The organism is Nocardiopsis baichengensis YIM 90130, from assembly GCF_000341205.1.
GTDB classification, from domain to species: domain Bacteria; phylum Actinomycetota; class Actinomycetes; order Streptosporangiales; family Streptosporangiaceae; genus Nocardiopsis_A; species Nocardiopsis_A halophila.
In genome coordinates this window covers 23,183-39,997 of the sequence record NZ_ANAS01000011.1, presented here as the reverse complement: position 1 = coordinate 39,997, position 16,815 = coordinate 23,183, and the positions used below count along the sequence as shown (strand labels likewise).

General features: G+C 70.5%; 10 protein-coding genes. All 10 read right to left on the bottom strand.

Annotation, left to right across the window (positions count from 1 at the left end; genetic code table 11):
- The 10 genes from C892_RS0110665 to C892_RS0110620 all read right to left on the bottom strand — a co-directional run bounded on the left by C892_RS0110665 (position 1) and on the right by C892_RS0110620 (position 16,768).
- Positions 1-852 carry a branched-chain amino acid ABC transporter permease gene (locus C892_RS0110665; protein WP_017557174.1) on the bottom strand — a complete coding sequence of 284 codons (852 nt, stop codon included), beginning with the start codon at positions 850-852 and terminating at the stop codon, positions 1-3.
- Between the two features lie 11 nt (positions 853-863).
- Positions 864-1,652, bottom strand: coding sequence for an ABC transporter ATP-binding protein (locus C892_RS0110660; protein WP_017557173.1), 789 nt, complete (start codon positions 1,650-1,652; stop codon positions 864-866).
- Positions 1,642-2,487 carry an ABC transporter ATP-binding protein gene (locus C892_RS0110655; protein ID WP_017557172.1) on the bottom strand — a complete coding sequence of 282 codons (846 nt, stop codon included), beginning with the start codon at positions 2,485-2,487 and terminating at the stop codon, positions 1,642-1,644. Before C892_RS0110655 ends, C892_RS0110660 begins: the two co-directional genes overlap by 11 nt.
- Positions 2,488-2,826: 339 nt before the next feature.
- Positions 2,827-4,008 (bottom strand): GDSL-type esterase/lipase family protein, encoded by a 1,182-nt coding sequence (locus C892_RS0110650; protein ID WP_017557171.1) that lies wholly within the window; start codon positions 4,006-4,008, stop codon positions 2,827-2,829.
- 162 nt (positions 4,009-4,170) lie between these two features.
- Positions 4,171-4,911, bottom strand: coding sequence for a hypothetical protein (locus C892_RS0110645; protein ID WP_017557170.1), 741 nt, complete (start codon positions 4,909-4,911; stop codon positions 4,171-4,173).
- A gap of 50 nt (positions 4,912-4,961) precedes the next feature.
- Positions 4,962-5,624 carry a hypothetical protein gene (locus C892_RS0110640; protein ID WP_239647343.1) on the bottom strand — a complete coding sequence of 221 codons (663 nt, stop codon included), beginning with the start codon at positions 5,622-5,624 and terminating at the stop codon, positions 4,962-4,964.
- 69 nt (positions 5,625-5,693) lie between these two features.
- Positions 5,694-6,260: a hypothetical protein gene (locus tag C892_RS0110635; RefSeq protein WP_239647342.1), complete on the bottom strand. Its 567-nt coding sequence runs from the start codon at positions 6,258-6,260 to the stop codon at positions 5,694-5,696.
- A gap of 174 nt (positions 6,261-6,434) precedes the next feature.
- Entirely contained in the window at positions 6,435-7,100 is a 666-nt protein-coding gene (locus C892_RS0110630; RefSeq protein ID WP_239647341.1) for a hypothetical protein, read from the bottom strand.
- 39 nt (positions 7,101-7,139) lie between these two features.
- Entirely contained in the window at positions 7,140-7,769 is a 630-nt protein-coding gene (locus C892_RS31260; protein ID WP_152513374.1) for a hypothetical protein, read from the bottom strand.
- On the bottom strand, positions 7,769-16,768 hold the full coding sequence (locus C892_RS0110620) for a DNRLRE domain-containing protein (protein WP_051060521.1): 9,000 nt from the start codon (positions 16,766-16,768) through the stop codon (positions 7,769-7,771). The genes C892_RS31260 and C892_RS0110620 overlap by 1 nt, the downstream gene beginning before the upstream one ends.
- Positions 16,769-16,815 lie beyond the last annotated feature (47 nt).

The window sequence follows — 16,815 nt, the reverse complement described above, 5'->3', positions numbered from 1 at the left end:
TCAGACCTTTCGGGCGGCGGCCCGGGAGAACAGGCCGTCCGGTTTGAGGGCGAGCACGGTCAGCAGCACCGCCAGCGCGGCGAGCGCGGTCAGCTCCGGGCCCGCGTAGCCGGTGACGTAGGACAGCAGCACACCGACGGCCAGGCCCCCGGCCACGGCGCCGAAGGGGTTCTCCAGGCCGCCCGCCACGGCGGCGGCGATGGCGAAGACGAAGATCAGGTCGAAGGCGTTGGGGGCCAGGAAGGGGGGCGCGGCGAGCATGCCCGCCAGGGCGCCGATCGCCGAGGCGAGCGCCCAGGCGGAGGCCAGCACCACGCCCACCCGCACCCCGGACAGCCGGGCGGCCTCGGGCCGGATCGCGGCGGCGCGCATGCGCAGCCCGGCGGGGGTGAAGCGGTAGAGCGCGAAGAGGCCGAGCGCCACGAGCAGGACCGAGACCAGGGCGAAGGCGTCGGCCGGGGAGAACCGGCCGCGGTAGTCCAGCGGGTAGGCGAAGGACAGCGGTTCGTTGCCCCAGACCATGCCCACGGCTCCCTGCAGGACCATGAGCAGGCCCAGGGTGGCGATGATGGGGCTGAGCGGGGAGGCGTTGCGCAGCGGGCGCACCAGGAACCGCTCGGTGCCCGCGCCCAGCAGGGCGCCGGTGGCCAGCGCCGCGGCGAAACCGGCCCAGTAGGAGCCGGTGGCCGCGGTCACGGCGTAGGCCACGTAGGCCGAGACGAGCGCGAAGGCGGGCTGGGCGAAGTTGAGCACCCGGGTGGCCTGGTAGATCAGGACCAGGGACAGGGCCAGGGCGGCGTAGACCGCCCCCGTGGCCAGCCCGTTGAGGGTGAGGTTGGCGAAGTGCTCCATGGTCGGCTCCCTCACAGACCCAGGTAGGCGGCGCGGACGCGGGGGTCGCCGAGCAGGTCGGCCGAGGCGCCCTCGGCGGCCACGGCCCCCTGGTCCAGGACGTGGGCGCGGTCGCTGGCGCGCAGGGCGGTGCGGGCGTTCTGCTCGACGAGGACGACCGTCAGGCCGGTCCGGGCCCGCAGGTCCTGGAGCAGCTGCATGATGCGCCGCGTGATGAGCGGGGCCAGCCCCAGGGAGGGCTCGTCCAGCAGCAGCACGCGCGGGTCGGCCATCAGCGCCCTGCCGATGGCGAGCATCTGCCGCTCGCCCCCGGAGAGGGAGGAGGCCTGGCGGGTGCGGCGCTCGCGCAGGGGCTCGAAGAGGTCGTAGACCTCGCCGAGGGCGGCGTTGCGGGCGGCGCGCCCGCGCCGGACCAGGCCGCCCAGGCGCAGGTTCTCCTCGACGGTGAGCTCGGTGAGCACCCCGCCGCCCTCGGGCACGTGCAGCAGTCCGCGGCGGACGAGCTCCTCGGCGGGGGCGCCGGTGACGTCCTCGCCGAAGAGCAGGACGCGGCCGCCGCGGGGCGGGTGCAGGCCGGAGGCGGCGCGCAGGAAGGTGGTCTTGCCGGCGCCGTTGGCGCCCAGGACGGCGTGCACGGCGCCGCGGGCGACCTCCAGGTCGACGGTGTCCAGGGCGCGGACGGCGCCGTAGTGGACGGTCAGCCCCTCGGTGCGCAGCGCGGAGGCGGTGGGGTCGGCGGCGCGCTCGGCGGTGGCGCGGTCCGGGGCGGTGCTCCCCGGGGCGGTGCGGTCAGCGGCCATCGTCGGCCTCCTCGCCGGTGGGGTGCGCCTCCGGGGCGGGGCCGGCGGCCGGGTCGTCGGGGTCGCCCTCCGCGGGGCCGAGGTAGGCGCGCTCGACGGCGGGGTCGGCGCGGACCTCGTCGGGGGTGCCGTCGGCGATCACGCGCCCGAAGTCGAGCACGACCACCCGGTCGCACACCCGCATGACCAGGTCCATGTGGTGTTCGACGAGCAGGACCGAGCCGTAGGCGCGCATCGCGCGCACCCGTTCGGCCAGCTCGGACATCTCGTCGGCGGACAGCCCGGAGGCCGGCTCGTCGAGCAGCAGCAGTTCGGGGCCGCACACGCAGGCGCGGGCCAGCGCGACCCGCTTCTGCACCCCGTAGGGCAGGGTGCCGGGCAGGGCGTGGGCGGCGTGGGCGACGCCGAACTCGCGCAGCGCGGACTCGGCGCGCTCGCGGACCCGCCGCTCGTCGCGCGGGGCGCGGCCCAGGCCGGTGAGCATGCCGGGCAGGCGGCCGGTGGCCAGCGGGTCGGCGCCCACCATGACGTTCTCCAGCACGGTCATGCCGGAGAACAGGCCGAGCCCCTGGAGCATGCGGGAGATCCCCAGGCGCGGCAGGTGGTGGGGCCGGTGGCGGCGGAGCGGCCGTCCGTGCCGGGTCAGCGTGCCCGAGCGGGGGCGGACGACGCCGGAGACCGCGTTGAACACGGTGGTCTTGCCGGCCCCGTTGGGGCCGATCAGTCCGACGACGCTGCGGTGGGGCACGTCGAAGGTGACGCGGTCGAGCGCGGTGAGGCCGCCGAAGGCGACCGTGAGCTGCTCGACCGCCAGAACGGGGGGTGCGGTCGCCATGGGCTCCTCTGTGCTGGTCCGGTCCGCGCGGGGCGTCCGACCGGCCGGAGTGTGAACCAACCGGTCTGTCGGGTTACGGGGGCGCCGTGCGCCTCACCGGCGGGAACGTCCCGCGGCTGCCCCTCGAACGCTAGCCCGAGCGGAGACGCCACCGGAAGATCCCCGAGCCGGGACCGGTGGTTTCCCTGATGGGGGTGACCGTGTGCAGTGGCGGCCGCTCGGACCGTAGGAGGGCCCCGGCCCCGCCGCCCCTTTGTCGTTGATCTCGGGGAAGTCGGCGTTAAGAGGGCCCTCTTAAGGCCGACTTCCCCGAGATCAACACGGGTTCCGCCGGCGGTCTCACGGGGTGAGCGAGACGGTCACTTCCTCGGAGTAGGGCCCGGTGTGCCACCCCTTGTCGGCGCGGACCTGGACCAGGTACCCCGTGCCCGGGCGGGGCGCCTCCAGGGTCCAGGTGCGCTCGTGGGCGGGCTGGAGGCGCTCCTTCTGCCAGGTTGGGGCCCGGTCCCCGGGCGGCTCCTCGGCCCAGCGCACCCGGTAGTCGGTCGCCCCGGGGACAGGGTCCCACGCCAGCCGGACGCCCGGACCGGGCCCGGTCTCGATCCGGGGCTCGGGAGCGGTTTCCGGGCCGAACCCCACCTCGGGGAAGGGGCGCGGGTAGGGCTCCCCGTAGCCGAACTCGGTGTCCAGGGCGTCGGCGTAGGCGGCGGCGATCTTCAGCTCGCCGCGCGCGTTGGGGTGGGTGCCGTCGTAGGTGTCGCGCTCGGGGACGAAGGACTCGGCGTCGGCGACGTCGACCGGGACCACGCGGGCGCCGGGCTCGGTGTACTCCTCGGCGACGCCGCCCAGAACCGAGTTGTAGCCGCCGACCCGGGCGGAGAAGGCGGGGTCGTCCAGGCCTCGCTGGGTGGGCAGCACCTCGGCCAGGAGGACGTGGGGCGGGTCCCCGCCCTGGCGGGCGGCGTCCAGGAAGGCACGCAGGTGCTCCTCCATCTCCGCGGCGTCGCTGCCCACCCATCCCAGGTCGTTGATGCCGAGCATGACCAGCAGCACGTCGGGGTCGTGCTCGGCGACGGTCGAGCCGATCTCCTCGGAGGCCTCTTCGAGGGTGCGGCCCCACATGGCGTCGTGGGCGGTGCCGAAGCCGGGGTCGGCGTACCCGTCGTGGCCGTCCAGATCGGCGGTGGCCCGGTTCTCCACCCCGTCCTTCGGGCCGACGAACTCCAGGTCGGGATCGGTGGCCGAGAGGTGGTTCCACAGGCGGTAGCGCCAGGTGGCGTCGCCCGTGCCGCCGTGGGTGATGGAGTCGCCGACCGGCATGACGCGCACCCCGCGCCCGTCGTCGCCGAGGACGGAGCCGCCCCCGGACGCCGAGGACGAGGCCGAGGACGACGGGTCCCCGCCGGGGTCCGGCGCCCCGCTCCCGCCGGCGGGGTCGCACCCGGCGGCCAGGGCGGTGGCGAGGCCGGCCGCGGCCAGGACGGCGGCCGCCCGGGACCGGGGGCGCGTCGGGTCGAGCATGCACACAGCCTTCCAACGGCGACAAAAGCGGCCTACCTGGCGAAAGGCCGCAGCCGACCCCACCAGGTATACCCGGCGCGGGTCACACGGGGACCACCGCGGGCACACGGCCCGGCGGCGGTCACGGGACGGGGCGGAGAGCGCGGGGCGCGGCGGGCCGGGTCAGTCCGCCGGGCGGACGCCGCCGGTGACGATGTCCTGGACACCGCCCGGGGCGCCCTCGGTCGGCCATTCCCACCAGAGCACGAGAGGGTCGTCGCCTTCCTCGATCTGCACTCCGAAGAGGACGCCGGACAGCGAGCCGCCCGCCGCCTCCTCCAGCTCCGAGTCCGCGGGATGGAGAGCGAATTCGGCGTAAGCCGCTCCGTGGAGACCGGGCGGCGCGTCGACCGGTGTGAACGTGCTCAGCACCTCGCCTGTCGGGGAGATCTCGTTCACGAACCGGACGACGGCCTGATGGGCGTCGAACTGGTCCGCAGGATAGCCCGAGAGCACTTGGAGGCCGCCCACAACGGGGTCCGAGTAGACGGATTCGGTGCCCTCGGGGAACGGCGTCTCCTCAGGGTCCAACTTCTCCCAGTCGTTGTGGATGGGAAGGACGAGACCGTCGGTCTCGATGGTGCGCCATCCCTCGGGGAGGCCGTCCCCGCCTCCGTCGCCTTCCCCATCGTCCGCCTCCGCCGCCTGGGTCAGGGCGGGGATGCCCTCGCCTGGCGGCCAGACCGAGGACTCCTCACTCTCGAACTCCTCGGCGGTCATGGCCGCGGACTTCGTCGGTGCGTCCGTGTCGGAGGAATCGTCGGCATCGGCGGTCCCGGGAGGCCGCAGGAAGGTGACCGACAGGAGGACGGCCGCGCCGCCCGCGGCGAGGGAGACGAGGAGGGAGAGGCGTGACGTGCGCATCGGGGGATCGTTCTCGCAGGGTGGTAGGGGTCAGGGGCAGGGGCGTGTGCTCAGTCGCCGATCCATGCGCGCCACCCGTCCGGGGCGGGGCGCAGGCCGTTGAGCAGGGCCATGGCGTCGTCGGCATCGAAGCCGTCGGCCCGCAGGAGACGCACGAGAACCGGGGCGGACTCCTGCTCGACCTGCAGCACGTAGTACGTGCCGCTCACGGCGACGCTCTCTTCGGTCTCGGGGTCGGTGTAGGCGGCGGGGTAGGAACAGAGGCCGGCCGCATGGACCCCGGGCAGGTCGTACTCCTCGCACCCGTCGTTGGTGCCGAGCGGCAGGTCGAGTTCGTCGCCGCGGTGCAGCGAGGTCGCGTCGAGGAGGGCCTGGTAGGGGCCGATGTCGTCGCCGGGGTAGTCCAGGACGCTCAGCTCACCGAGGGGATCGCCGTCGGGTGCGCTCCAGGAGGCCGCGTAGCCGTCCTTGAGGTCCTTCTCGGGCACGGCGGCCCAGTCACCGGGCACGGTGTAGGAGATCCCGGCGGCCTGCTGACGCTCCCAGCCGGAGGGGTCGGCCTCGTAGTGCACGGGTTCCTGGGCGACCCAGCTGAGATCGTCCGCCCCGGGGATCCCGAGCGCTCCCCCGAACCGCGCCACGATGGACACCGCGACGATGAGCGCCCCGACCAGGACCACTACGAGGGCGGGCTTCGAGAGCCGTCGTTCCATTACCGCTTTCCATCCGTCTTACCAGTGCCAAGGGGCAGTGCGATGCCAGTGCTCAGGGGGCTCAGGGGTTCACTCCGCGGGGCGCACGCCGACGGTGACGACGTCCGCCGCGTTGTGCGGATAGTCGTCCTCGGGCCAGCCCCACCAGATGAGGACAGGGGCGCCGTGAGGGAACGGTTCTACCGCGTAGAGGAGGCCCCGAACGGCACCGCCGACCTCGTCCGTCAGGCGCGGCGAGAAGGGCTTGAACGTGACCTCCGCGACCATCGCATCGTCGATTCCGGGGGCGGGGAACTCCCCTTGCATCATGGGGCCGGCGACCTCCCCCGCCATCTTGAGCTGATTTCGCGTGGAAACGACCGCTCCGGTGGTGTTGCGGGAGGAGGTCATGTGGGTGAAGACCTGAGCGCGGCCGAGCCGGAGCCCGCCGCCGTCCGTCTCGGCAAGGACGGGGCCCTCCCCCTCTTCGCCTCCTCTGCCCACCGCCCACGATTCGGGTACGGGAATGTCCAACCCGGCCTCCGTGGTCAGGGCCCATCCCTCGGGAAGCCCGTCCGCCGACGCCCCGGACGCGGAGCCGCCATCGCCGGGGGGCCAGACCACCGACTCCGCGTCCGCGAACTCATCGGCGCTCATGGCGGCGCCCTCCTCGGCGGCACCACCGGTACCGGCCGACGTTTCGCCATACCTCCACAAGAGGCCGACGCCCAGGCAGAGGACGAGGAAGCCCGCGGTCAGCGAAAGGGCGGTGGAGGAGGGGGACATGCGCATGGGGGACGTCTCACAGGATCAGGGAGAAAGGGCGGAGATTCAGGGGAGCAGCCCGCCGTACTCCGGACGCACGGCGTCCATGAGGACCGTCGCCGTGGCATCGGTGTCCTCCACGACGAGGACCCGCACGAGCACGGGGGCGGAGTCGCGCTCGACCTGGACAGCGAGGTAGGAGGCGGTCATGCCGTCGATCCGCCTTCCGCTCTCCGGGTCGAGGTAGGCCGCGGCGAAGGAGCAGGAACCGGCGAGGTAGAAGCCGGCCCAGTCGTATTCCCAACAGTCGTCGTTCCCGGCGAGCGGGAGGTCGAGCTGTTCACTTCGCTGGAGGGAGGAGGCTTCGACGAGAGCGCGGTAGGCGTCGGTCTCGGCGTCCGGGTAGTCGAGCACACTGAGTTCCCCGGCGGTGCCGCGGCCGCCCGTTGAATGCCACGAGGCGGCGTAGCCGTCCTTGAGACCGCTCTCCTCCACGGGCGCCCAATCACCGGGGACGGCATAGGAGACCCCGGCCGCCTCGTGCCGCTGCCACCCCTCCGGGTCGGGCACGAAGTGATAGGTATCGACGGACTCCTGCGCGAGCCGACTCAGACCGTGGGCGACGGGAACGACCACAGCCCCACCGCCGAGCCGCGCCACGACGGACACCACGGCCACCACCACCGCGAGCCCGAGCACGAACACCGCGGGCTTACTCGGTCCTGAATCCATGCCCTACCTTGCCGATTTCCTGTTAGCTACAGGCCGGGATCACCCGCACCAATACTCCTGCCCGCGCCCCATGACCAAGGAATTCCGCCTGAAACGGGAAGTGGTCCAACCGCTCTGCAATATCGGACAATCCACACTCCCAGTGATCACCCCGTCGATCAGCTCGATCAGCCCCATGTCCCACACCTTGATCGACAGCTCATCCGTGACCACGACACTCGAGACACTCCCCCCTCCATCAAGAGAGAAGAACATAGGACACCCACCTGAACCCTCCCCCCAAGGAAAGAGTCCGGGCAAGTCCGGATAGAAAGAATAGCTATTGAGCACTTCCCTCCCAACCGACCCCTCGAGTTCAACAACACCCTCTTTCCCCAGAACGGGACTTGACGCGATCCTATAGTGCTCCGACGCAACACGAAGAAATTTGGAGCTCATTCCAGGATTCGGAAAAAAGAATTGGAGAATATCAACCCACTCTTCAGGATCGCCTTCTTCGTCGATCTCATCTGCACGCACTTCTAGATAAAAGGCGCCAACATTCGCAAGAGATTTTATTGAATCCGAAAAAACGATTGATGTGCGCGATTCAAATTCTCGCCATTGCTCTGGAGTGAATCGGGTTCCGTTGGCCGATTGTTCGCTCTCTAGCCACGAAGACAGCAGCATCAAAACAACCCCTCCATTGCTCGACAAGCAGCACCTGGAAGGTCCAGGGAGACCTTCACATTGATGATGCACCTATCCTCAGAGTATCCATCTCTCCCAATGGCCTGGAGATGCACGCCCGCCGGAATATCACTATCCCCCACGTAGACCGGTTTCGGAACGTACAGCAGCTCACTGGCAGGATCGCCTGTGGCCTCTTTGAAGACCCTCGTCTCTACATCCCTCATGAGCGGGGTATTAGCTTTCGCGTGGAGAGAAACGAGATTCCTGGTAATGCCACGCCCCCCTAGCTGCCTCCCGAGAACATGCCCGCGATGATGGATACTCGGATCGAATCCGGGCGGCTTCCCTGAGGCGGAAGTCCCTTGCTTAATAGGGCCACCACAATGGTACAAGAGCGCGGGACCACGCTGCCCCGTCGCAGAGTCGATAGATGGATGCTTCAGCTGCCTATTGCACTCCCCGCCAACCTCAGGAATAAAGGAACCACCCCACATTTCCGGCCACTCCTGCGCAACTTTCTCAACTGCTGCATCGAATCCAAATTCGTCAGCATAACCCTCGAGATCATTGAGGGCCTCAACGGGCTCTACCCCCGACTCCTCCTGCTCTCGCGCCTCATCCACGTCTTGTTGAGTGACCGGATTATCGATAGACGGCCGCGGTTGGGGAGTGGCGAGAATGCTCGCCAGAATCGCCTTTCGCGGATCAACCTTCGGAACCACCGGGCGTTGAGGGCCTCGCCCCCCAGCAGCGGTCCCTACAGCACCTCTTCCTCCGCCGCCCCACCAGCCGGATCCTCTCGTTCCAGGGGACCGGTAGCCCCCGCTCACGGTAACGACCCCTGGCATGGAGAAATTGGTGTTGGCGCGCCCCCGGATCGTGTGCTCGAGAAGGTGCCACATGCGACCGATCCCGGCCGAAAGCGCTCCACCGACCTGAGCGCCTGCCATGGCGGCCCCACCGAAAAGTCCTCCGACCGGCCCTGAAAGCGAAGCTCCGAGAGCGTGCCCCAAACTCTCAGCCCCCAGATTGACGAAACGCCCGACAGGATGGCGACTGAGGAACCCGCGGGATCTCGAAAGCGCGCCGCCGAGCTTTCCCGCCAACTGACCCCCATCCACCCAATGACCGGTTGTATCAATATGGGAAACCGGATCCGCATTACCGTACGTGTAGCGGTTGGTCTGCACCGACGGGTCGGGCTTCAGGGTCATCGTGTCCCTTGAGGCGAACCTCCCGGTCCCCGGCTGGTACCAGCGGGCGTGCATGTTCACGTCGCCGGTCGCCGGGTCCGTCCACTCGCCCTGGTAGCCGACCGAGGCCTCCTGGCCCTGGGCCTGCACCACATCGCCGAACGGGTCGTAGGAGGCCGAGCCCAGCATGTCGCCCTCCGGAGTGAAGGCCGCCAGCAGGTCGGAGTGCGTGTTGCCGAAGGCCAACCCCGGCTCGCCCTCGCCGTCGGCGACGCTCAGCAGTGCCCCGTTCTCGTCGCGCCCGTAGGAGGACAGCACGTCGCCTCCGGGATCGGTCACGGTGATCGGGTCGTTCTCCCAGCCCGCGTAGGAGAACTCCGACCGCTCTTCAGCGGAGAGGACCCCGTCGTCCTGCGCACGCGACACCACGCGCCCCAAGGCGTCGTAGCCGTAGGACACGCTCCCGTCCCCGGCCGTCGTCATCCGCTCGAAGGCGTCGAACTCCGGCGTCCGCGCGACCCCGGAGACCACCGACTCCGCCAGAGTCCCGCGCGGCGTGTACTCCCAGCGGTCCCCCGCACTGGACGAGGTCAGGCGGTTGCGCTCGTCGTACTCGAACTGCACGTCCCCGGCACGCACACGGTTCCCGGAGGCGTCCCACTCGTACTCCGTCACCTCTCCGGACGGATCGGTCCACGACACCAGGCGCCCCGCGCCGTCGTAGGAGAAGGACTCCGTGCCCGCACCGGCCGTCCCGGTGGTCGTCCTGCCGACCGTGCGCCCTTCGGCGTCATAGGTGTAGGAGACCGACGGCCCACCTGCCACCGCGTCGGATGCGAGACGGCCGAGGGGGTCGTAGCCCAGTTCACGAACAGCGCCGGCGTCGGTGGACACCGTGACCGGGCGGCCCTCGCCGTCGTAGGAGGTCGCCACCGTCGCGCCGGTCACCGGGTCGTACTGGCTCACCACGCGCCCGGCGGCGTCCCGCTCGAACGTGGCGGTCCCCGTCTCCTTGTCGGTCCGCGACTCCAGGCGCCCGGCGGCGTCGTAGGCCATCGTCACCGACGGCACCGGCTCGCCCGTCCCGTCGGTCTCGGGCCCGAGCAGCTGCGCGAGGTTCCCCCGGTCGTCGTAGACCGCCTGGACCTCACCGAGCGCCGTGCTGATCCGGTTCAGGCGCCCTGCCGCGTCGTATCCCAGGCTCCTGTTCGCGGCGACCGCATCGCCGCCCGTCCCGGACTCGGCCACCAGCCGGCCGAGGGCGTCGAACTCGCGGGTGCGCACGACCCCGCCCGGGGCCTCCTCGCGCACCGGATTGCCGCCGGCGTCGTAGAAGGTCCTCCACGTCCGGTCGGCCTCGTTCGGGGTCGCCTCGGTGGCCGGTTCGGTCAGGGACTCCACCAGGCCCACGGCGTTGTAGTCGGTGATGACCGAGTTCCCGCGCCCGTCCGTGGTGCGGGTCCTGCGATCCATCGCGTCATAGCCGAACGAGGTCGTGATCGTCTCGCCGTCCGCGACCGGCTCGACCAGCCCGACCATCCGACCCGCGGCATCGAAGTCCCTGCGGACCGTGTTCCCGAGCGCGTCGGTCGCCGCCACCTTGTTTCCAGCGGCGTCATACGACAGGGACGTACTGGTCCGCTCGTCGGTACCGGCGCCCGCAGTAGCAGTCTCGGTCATCCGACCGGCGAGGTCGAAGGCCGTCGTATGGACGGTCCCCTCAGCGGTCTCGGCCCGGACCGCCCGTCCTGCCAGGTCGTAGGCGAAGTGCGTCCGGCCGCCGGCCTCGTCGGTCGACTCGACGAGCTCGCCCGCGGCGTTGTACGCCGAGGTCCGGGTGTGGCCCAGGGGGTCGGTCATCGACACCACGCGGCCGCCCGCGTCATAGGCGTACTCCGTCGTATAGGCAGCGGCCTGGGGCAGCCGCTCGACCCGGGTCTCGGTCACCTGGCGGCCGAGGTCGTCGTAGGTCGCCTCGGTGAGGGCGCCCGAGGGGTCGGACACCGCGGCCGTCTCTCCGGTCGGCATCGAGAGCATGACCCAGCGGCCCGCCTCGGCCCCCTCTTCGGCCGGCGGGTCGGTGACCACCGCGAGGTTCCCCAGCTGGTCGTAGGAGTAACTCCGGGTGGCCCCCAGGGCGTCGGTCTGCGCCGTCTTCCTCCCCAGGTCGTCGTAGGCGACGGTCGCCCGAGGCGCGATCACGGCCCCGTCCGGGCCGGTGTACTCAGGGGCGGTCTGAGCGACGACGCGGTCAGCCGCGTCGTATTCGGTCACGGTCGTTCCGCCTTCGGCGTCCACTTCGTGGGTCCGGTTGCCGAAGGCGTCGTAGCCGTAGAGCGTGGTGGGACGTCCGCGTTCGGCGGAGCCGCCCACCGACTCGATGTCCACCTCGGGCCCGCGGACCTCCACCAGGTCGCCTCGGGCGTTGTAGCGCATGTCCGTGGCGTAGTCCGAGGCCGACGCGCCCTCTACGGCCCCCCTGGGGTCGACTTCGCGCACGACACGGTCGAAGGCGTCGACGGTGTACCGCGTGACGAGGTCCTCGTCGCCGTTCTCCACGGTCTCGGAGACCAGGTTGTCCCCGGCGTCGTAGGCGTACCGGACCTCTTCGACACGTTCGGCGCCGGCGGCGGTCCGACTCTCGGAGAGCACATTGCCGTTGCCGTCATAGGAGTAGGAGGTCGAACGGGCCAGCCCCTCCGGATCGAGGACCTCCTCGGTGAGGAACGATGCCGCGTCATAGGTGGAGACCGTCCGCTTCTCCCCGCCTTCGGTCGTATGGGCGACGGTGTTCCCGGCGCCGTCGTACTCGAACTCCTCGAGAACGACGTCACGCGGCTCGTTTTCGTCGTTGAGCACCGCCCCCTGAGCCGTCACGCGGGCGGGGAGGCCGTCGGCGTAGTAGTCGTAGGCCGTCGTGCGGCCGACGGCATCGGTGACCGAGGCCAGACGCCCGGCGGGGTCGTAGGCCCGCGACTCCAGCACCAGGGTCGTCGGTTCGATCGGCATGTCGGGGTGTCCCGTCCAGCCGATGAGCCTCTTCTCGGCCACCTCTCCGCGGAGGGTGTAGGTGGTCTGGAACTGCGTTCCCTCGGCGTCGATTCGGGTGACCACCGCCCCCGTGGCGTCGTAACCGGTGCGGGTCACGGCTCCTTCGGGGCCGGTGTGGGCCTTCTCCCGGCCGTGGTCGTCGTACTCCCACGTTTCGACGCGCGCGGCCCCCTCGGCCTCGAGGTCGGCCGTCTCGGCCGTGAGCCGGTTGCCGTCGGCGTCGTAGGTGTAGGTGGTGCGCGCGGTGTGGCTCGCCCCGGTGACCTCGTTCTCCACCGTCGGGGCGGTCTCGGTGAGCACGCGCCCGGCGCCGTCGTAGGTGTAGGCCGTCGTGGCCGACTCGCTTTCGGGGTCGTCCGAGGCGGTCTCGCTGAGGACCCGCCCCAGGCCGTCGTAGGTGAAGGTCGTCGTCAAGCCGTTGGGGGCGACGACCTCGGCCCGGTCCCCCGCCGCCGTGTACGCGTAGCGGGTCGTACCGCCGTTGGGGTCGGTCTCCGAGGCGAGCAGCCCCGCCGGAACCGTTCCCCCGCCCACGGCCGGTTCGGTGCCGTCCGTGTAGGTGAAGTGCCGCTCCCGTCCGTTCGGGAAGCCGTCGGTGGGCGGACCCGACTCGGACCGCTGCTCACCGTGCTCGGTGTAGGCCCACCACGTGCGGAACTCCTCGTCGAGGAAGTCCTGCGAGCGCGGGTCGTGGTAGCTGGTGAGCTGGTCGTTCCTCGGGTCGAAGGGGTCGTCCGCGTTGTGGAAGTAGTGGAACCAGTCGGCGAAGCAGTTCTCGCCCGCCGTGTCACGGCAGGTCTTGCGCCCGATCCGGTTTCCCCGCTCATCGTTGAAGTACTCGGTGACGGCCCCGTTCGGGTCGGTGACCTCGGCCAGGAACCCGCCGACGTCGTAGCCGTAGGTGGTCGTATAGCCGAGCTGGTCCTCTGTGCGGATGAGCCGGTGGCCTTCGAGCGCGTCGTAGGTCGACACGGTGGTGCCACCCCTCGGGTCCGTGACGGTGACCTCCGCCGTGGCCTCCGGCTCCTCGGCGCCGGTGTCGCCCCGGTACACCCGGTCGCCGTAGAGCCATTCGCCCCCGTCGGCGTCCACATGCCGCTCCACACGCGAGGTGGACTCGTCATAGGAGAGGGCGTCCTGCACGCGCTCCTCCGGGGAGAGGGCGGAGACGAGGCGGTCGGCGGGGTCCTGCCCCGATTCGGCGTGCATGCGGACGGTGTCGGGGTGCAGGGGCCGCTGGTACACGGCGACCTCGTCGATGCGCCCGTCGAAGGGGAACTCCCCCTTGGTGTCGCGGGTGGCGGGCCAACCGGAGTCGGCGACGCCCCGTCCGGCGTACAGGAACTTCATCGCCCGGTGGTCGACCTGGCCCTCCAGGCTGCCGACCTGCTCCCCGTCGATGTACAGGCGCTGTTCCGTACCGTCGGAGGTCAGTGCGACGTGGTGCCATCCGCCGTCGTTCACCGGCTCCGGGGAGACGATCGAGGAGCCCGCGCCCTCGGAGTTCCAGAACCCGCCCCGCAGCTTGCCGTCGGTCCCGACGTAGAGCACCGGCGTTCGCTGGTCCGGGTCCTCCTCGGCGTCCATGGCGCCCAGGACCGTGCCCTCGCCGGTCGTGGAGATCCACGTCTCGACGGTGATCCGTGTGCCGATCCGCTGCAGGAGCGAATCGGGCAGGGACGCATGCCCGACGCCCGCGTCGAGGGAACCGCCCGGGGTCCCGGCGAGGGGGTGCTCCGAGCCGAGGGCCCCGTCTGCGGTCTCGACCGGCTCTCCGCCCAGGGCCTCGTGGATCTCGTCGGCCGAAGAGGTGCCTTCGCCCTCGTCGAACCGCCAGTAGCCGTACGGGTTCGCGTCCAGGACGGCGGCCCGGTAGTGCGAACCGTCCTCGTAGGAGTAGCCCGTGCAGCCGCCCTCCGGGTCGCAGACCGAGGTGAGGCGGTCACCGTCGTACGTGTAGGTCCACTCCGCCGAGGTGCCGTCCGGCCCCTCGGCCGTGACCGATGAGACGTGGCCGTCGGACCATGCGAAGCGGAGCAGCCGCCCTCCGGCACCGCTCGCCGTGGACAGGCGGCCGTCGCTGTGCTCCAGCGTCTGCTCCCGTCCCCGGTGATCGGTGACCTTCACAAGGGCCCCTTCGGCATCGAAGAGGTAGGAGTCGCCCTGCTTGTCCATAAGGCGCCATCCCCCGCCGTCCGTGGCACGGAGCGTGGCGAACATGCCCTTGGGCGGGGTGAAGGAGCCGTCGCCGTTGCGGGCGAACCGGTACTGGCGGCCGTCCGGATAGGTCACGACGGCGTTGCCGGTCCCGTCGGCGTCGGTCAGCAGCCGCATGTCGAAGCGGGTGCTCCACCCGGACCCGAACATGCCGTCCTGACGAGGGTCGGCGGAATTGAAGGTGCGCGTCACGGTGAGCGGCGGTCCCGGGGTGGGGACCGAGGCGTCGGTCTCGGCGCGGGTGAAGTTGCCGAGCAGCGGGTCGACCTCGCCCTCGGCGCCGACCGTTCCGCCCGCGGCGAGCCGAGAGGTGACCGCGGGCTGATCGGGCTCGGCCCCGACGGTCAGCCAGGGCCCCTCCGTGGTCTCTCCGCCGTCGCGCACCCAGACGGTCCAGGAGTAGTGGCCGCCCCATTCCATGAGGCCGTCGGGGAGTTTCCAGGAGGTCTCCTCCTGCCAGCCGGAATCGGTGCACTCCCAGTCGGGCCACTCGCCGTCACAGAAGACGAACCAGAATTCCAGGCTGTCGTCGGGCCAGGAGTCGTTATTGCGGCCGACCGCCGTGAACTCCGGCCTGAGCGTCGCAACGGTCGCTCCGTCGCGGGGGCTGTAGTCCACCAACTGCGGCGGCAGGTCGGGGACCTCGAGCTTGAGCTGGGCGGTTCGGGGGACGCCCCAGGCGGCGAACGACTGGGCCTTGTGCGTCATGTCGAACTTGACGGTCCACTCGCCGGGAGGCAGCGGTCCGACCTTCGCCTTCACCGTGACCGTCTCCCCCGTCGAGACGTTCTCCGGCATCTCGGTCGTCGGGGCCTCGTGGTAGACGCGCTCCCCGTCCGGTCCATAGAGCCCATAGCTCAGCTCGTAGCCGTTGGAAGGCGTCCAGGTCTCCTTGCCCCGGTTGGTGACCTCGACGTCGACGTAGGTGGCGCGATTCGCGGTGGGCGCGGGGTCGGCCTCCGGAGGGTCCTGGGCGAAGCCGTAGTCGGCGCGGTAGGGGCTGTAGACGACGGTCATGTACGGCGCGCCCCACGATTCGCGGCTGCCGAACTTCTTCCAGCCGTAGCTGTCGGACGTCGAGGCCCTGACGGTCAGGCCTTTGTTCGACTTGTCGCCGTCCACCCAGGCCTGGACGAGGTCTCGGCCGCGGTCTCCGAGGTCGATGCCCTCATAGGCGGCGGGACAGGAGCTGGAGGAGGCGCCCGCGGGCATCCATCCGTTGGCGAAACTCTCTCGGCCGAGCGGGGTCGAGTCGTACTTCGGCCCCGGGTACCCCGCGATCTTCTTCTGGTTCCACGAACCGGTGACCTCGTGGACGGTGACCGGCTTAGGGGTGCAGGAGTAGGACCAGTGGTTGAACAAGTAGAGCTCGGCGTTGTAGATCTTGTGGTGCTCGAGCTCCTCCACCATCGACGAGAAGCGCAGGTACGAGGCGGCCTTGGTCGACCCCCCGTTGTACGTGCCGGCCTTGAGGTCCTTGTCCTTGTAACGCGACGAGCGGTAGCCGCTCTGGACGTAGGTGTCCTGGGAGGCGTTGTAGTTCCACGCCGCCGTCGGGTCCACCCGCACCGGGTAGGTGCGGTCCCCGCTGGAGAGCCAGTCGAAGTCCGCCGTCACCTCAAGGGTCCAGGAGCCGCCCTCCTCGACGAGCTCGAAATGCACCTCGTCCGACTGGGCGCCATCGCCCGACCGGGGGTCGATGTCGGAATCGCTCATGTAGCCGGCGGGGATGTGGCCCTCAGAGTCACCGGACTCGGGATCGACGAGGTCGATACCGCCGTCATCTGCTTTTCGCGGCTCCAGACCGTCGAGTTCCAGCGGGAACCGCCACACGGCCCCTTCGGGGCTCTCCGGCGCCTCGTCGAGGACGATGGTCTCCTTGACCGCTCCGCCCCGCAGCGCGGTGAGCTCGATCCCGGCACCGTCGAGCGCGCCGTCGTAGACGATGGTGTCGGGGTCGTCCCCGCTCACTTCACCGCGGGCGTCCTCCGTCCCCTCGGCAGAGAAGGCGATGGACCGCCCGTCCTCGGTCTCCATCCTGGCGAGCGGCGCGCCGTCGGCCGTCTCGGAGAAGTCGACGTCGTTCGCATCGGCCTTGTTGCTCCACACGCCGGTGCGCTCAGGGACGAGGGAGGGATCGATCTCCTCCCAATCGCCCTCCTCGTTCGCGAAGTGGAGCGGCTCCAGGGAGAAGTCCGTGGCGAGAGTGCCGTCGGCGTTCCGGTAGGTGCGGGAGAACTCGTCCCGCTCCTCCGGGATCTCCTCGCTGGTGTCCGGATCGAAGCCCTCGACCTCCGGCTTCTCCGGTTCCTCCATGGTCCGGGTCTCGGCCTGCGGAGGCTCGACCGAGGCCTCCTCGGGGACGTCCGGCAACTCCCGCGGCAATGCGTCTTCAGGCGGTTCGACCGCACCGCCGCCGTCGCCTTCGGCGATCGCCTCGTCGGCGCCCACCTCGTGGGGCCGACCGTCCGCACTTCCCATCCGCTGCTCAGGAGTCGCGACATCGGCGTCGGCCACGGGGCTCAGGCGCGGCATCCACACCGTCTCGGCATCCGGGACCAAGGCGAGAGGGGCGAGGACCG

What these genes read in the sequence shown, in the direction of transcription:
- C892_RS0110650 (WP_017557171.1), bottom strand. Translation starts at nt 4,008, where the DNA reads ATGCTCGACCCGACGCGCCCCCGGTCCCGGGCGGCCGCCGTCCTGGCC.
- C892_RS0110635 (WP_239647342.1), bottom strand. Translation starts at nt 6,260, where the DNA reads ATGAGCGCCGATGAGTTCGCGGACGCGGAGTCGGTGGTCTGGCCCCCC.
- C892_RS0110630 (WP_239647341.1), bottom strand. Translation starts at nt 7,100, where the DNA reads ATGGATTCAGGACCGAGTAAGCCCGCGGTGTTCGTGCTCGGGCTCGCG.
- C892_RS0110665 (WP_017557174.1), bottom strand. Translation starts at nt 852, where the DNA reads ATGGAGCACTTCGCCAACCTCACCCTCAACGGGCTGGCCACGGGGGCG.
- C892_RS0110640 (WP_239647343.1), bottom strand. Translation starts at nt 5,624, where the DNA reads ATGGAACGACGGCTCTCGAAGCCCGCCCTCGTAGTGGTCCTGGTCGGG.
- C892_RS31260 (WP_152513374.1), bottom strand. Translation starts at nt 7,769, where the DNA reads ATGCTGCTGTCTTCGTGGCTAGAGAGCGAACAATCGGCCAACGGAACC.
- C892_RS0110620 (WP_051060521.1), bottom strand. Translation starts at nt 16,768, where the DNA reads ATGCCGCGCCTGAGCCCCGTGGCCGACGCCGATGTCGCGACTCCTGAG.
- C892_RS0110660 (WP_017557173.1), bottom strand. Translation starts at nt 1,652, where the DNA reads ATGGCCGCTGACCGCACCGCCCCGGGGAGCACCGCCCCGGACCGCGCC.
- C892_RS0110645 (WP_017557170.1), bottom strand. Translation starts at nt 4,911, where the DNA reads ATGCGCACGTCACGCCTCTCCCTCCTCGTCTCCCTCGCCGCGGGCGGC.
- C892_RS0110655 (WP_017557172.1), bottom strand. Translation starts at nt 2,487, where the DNA reads ATGGCGACCGCACCCCCCGTTCTGGCGGTCGAGCAGCTCACGGTCGCC.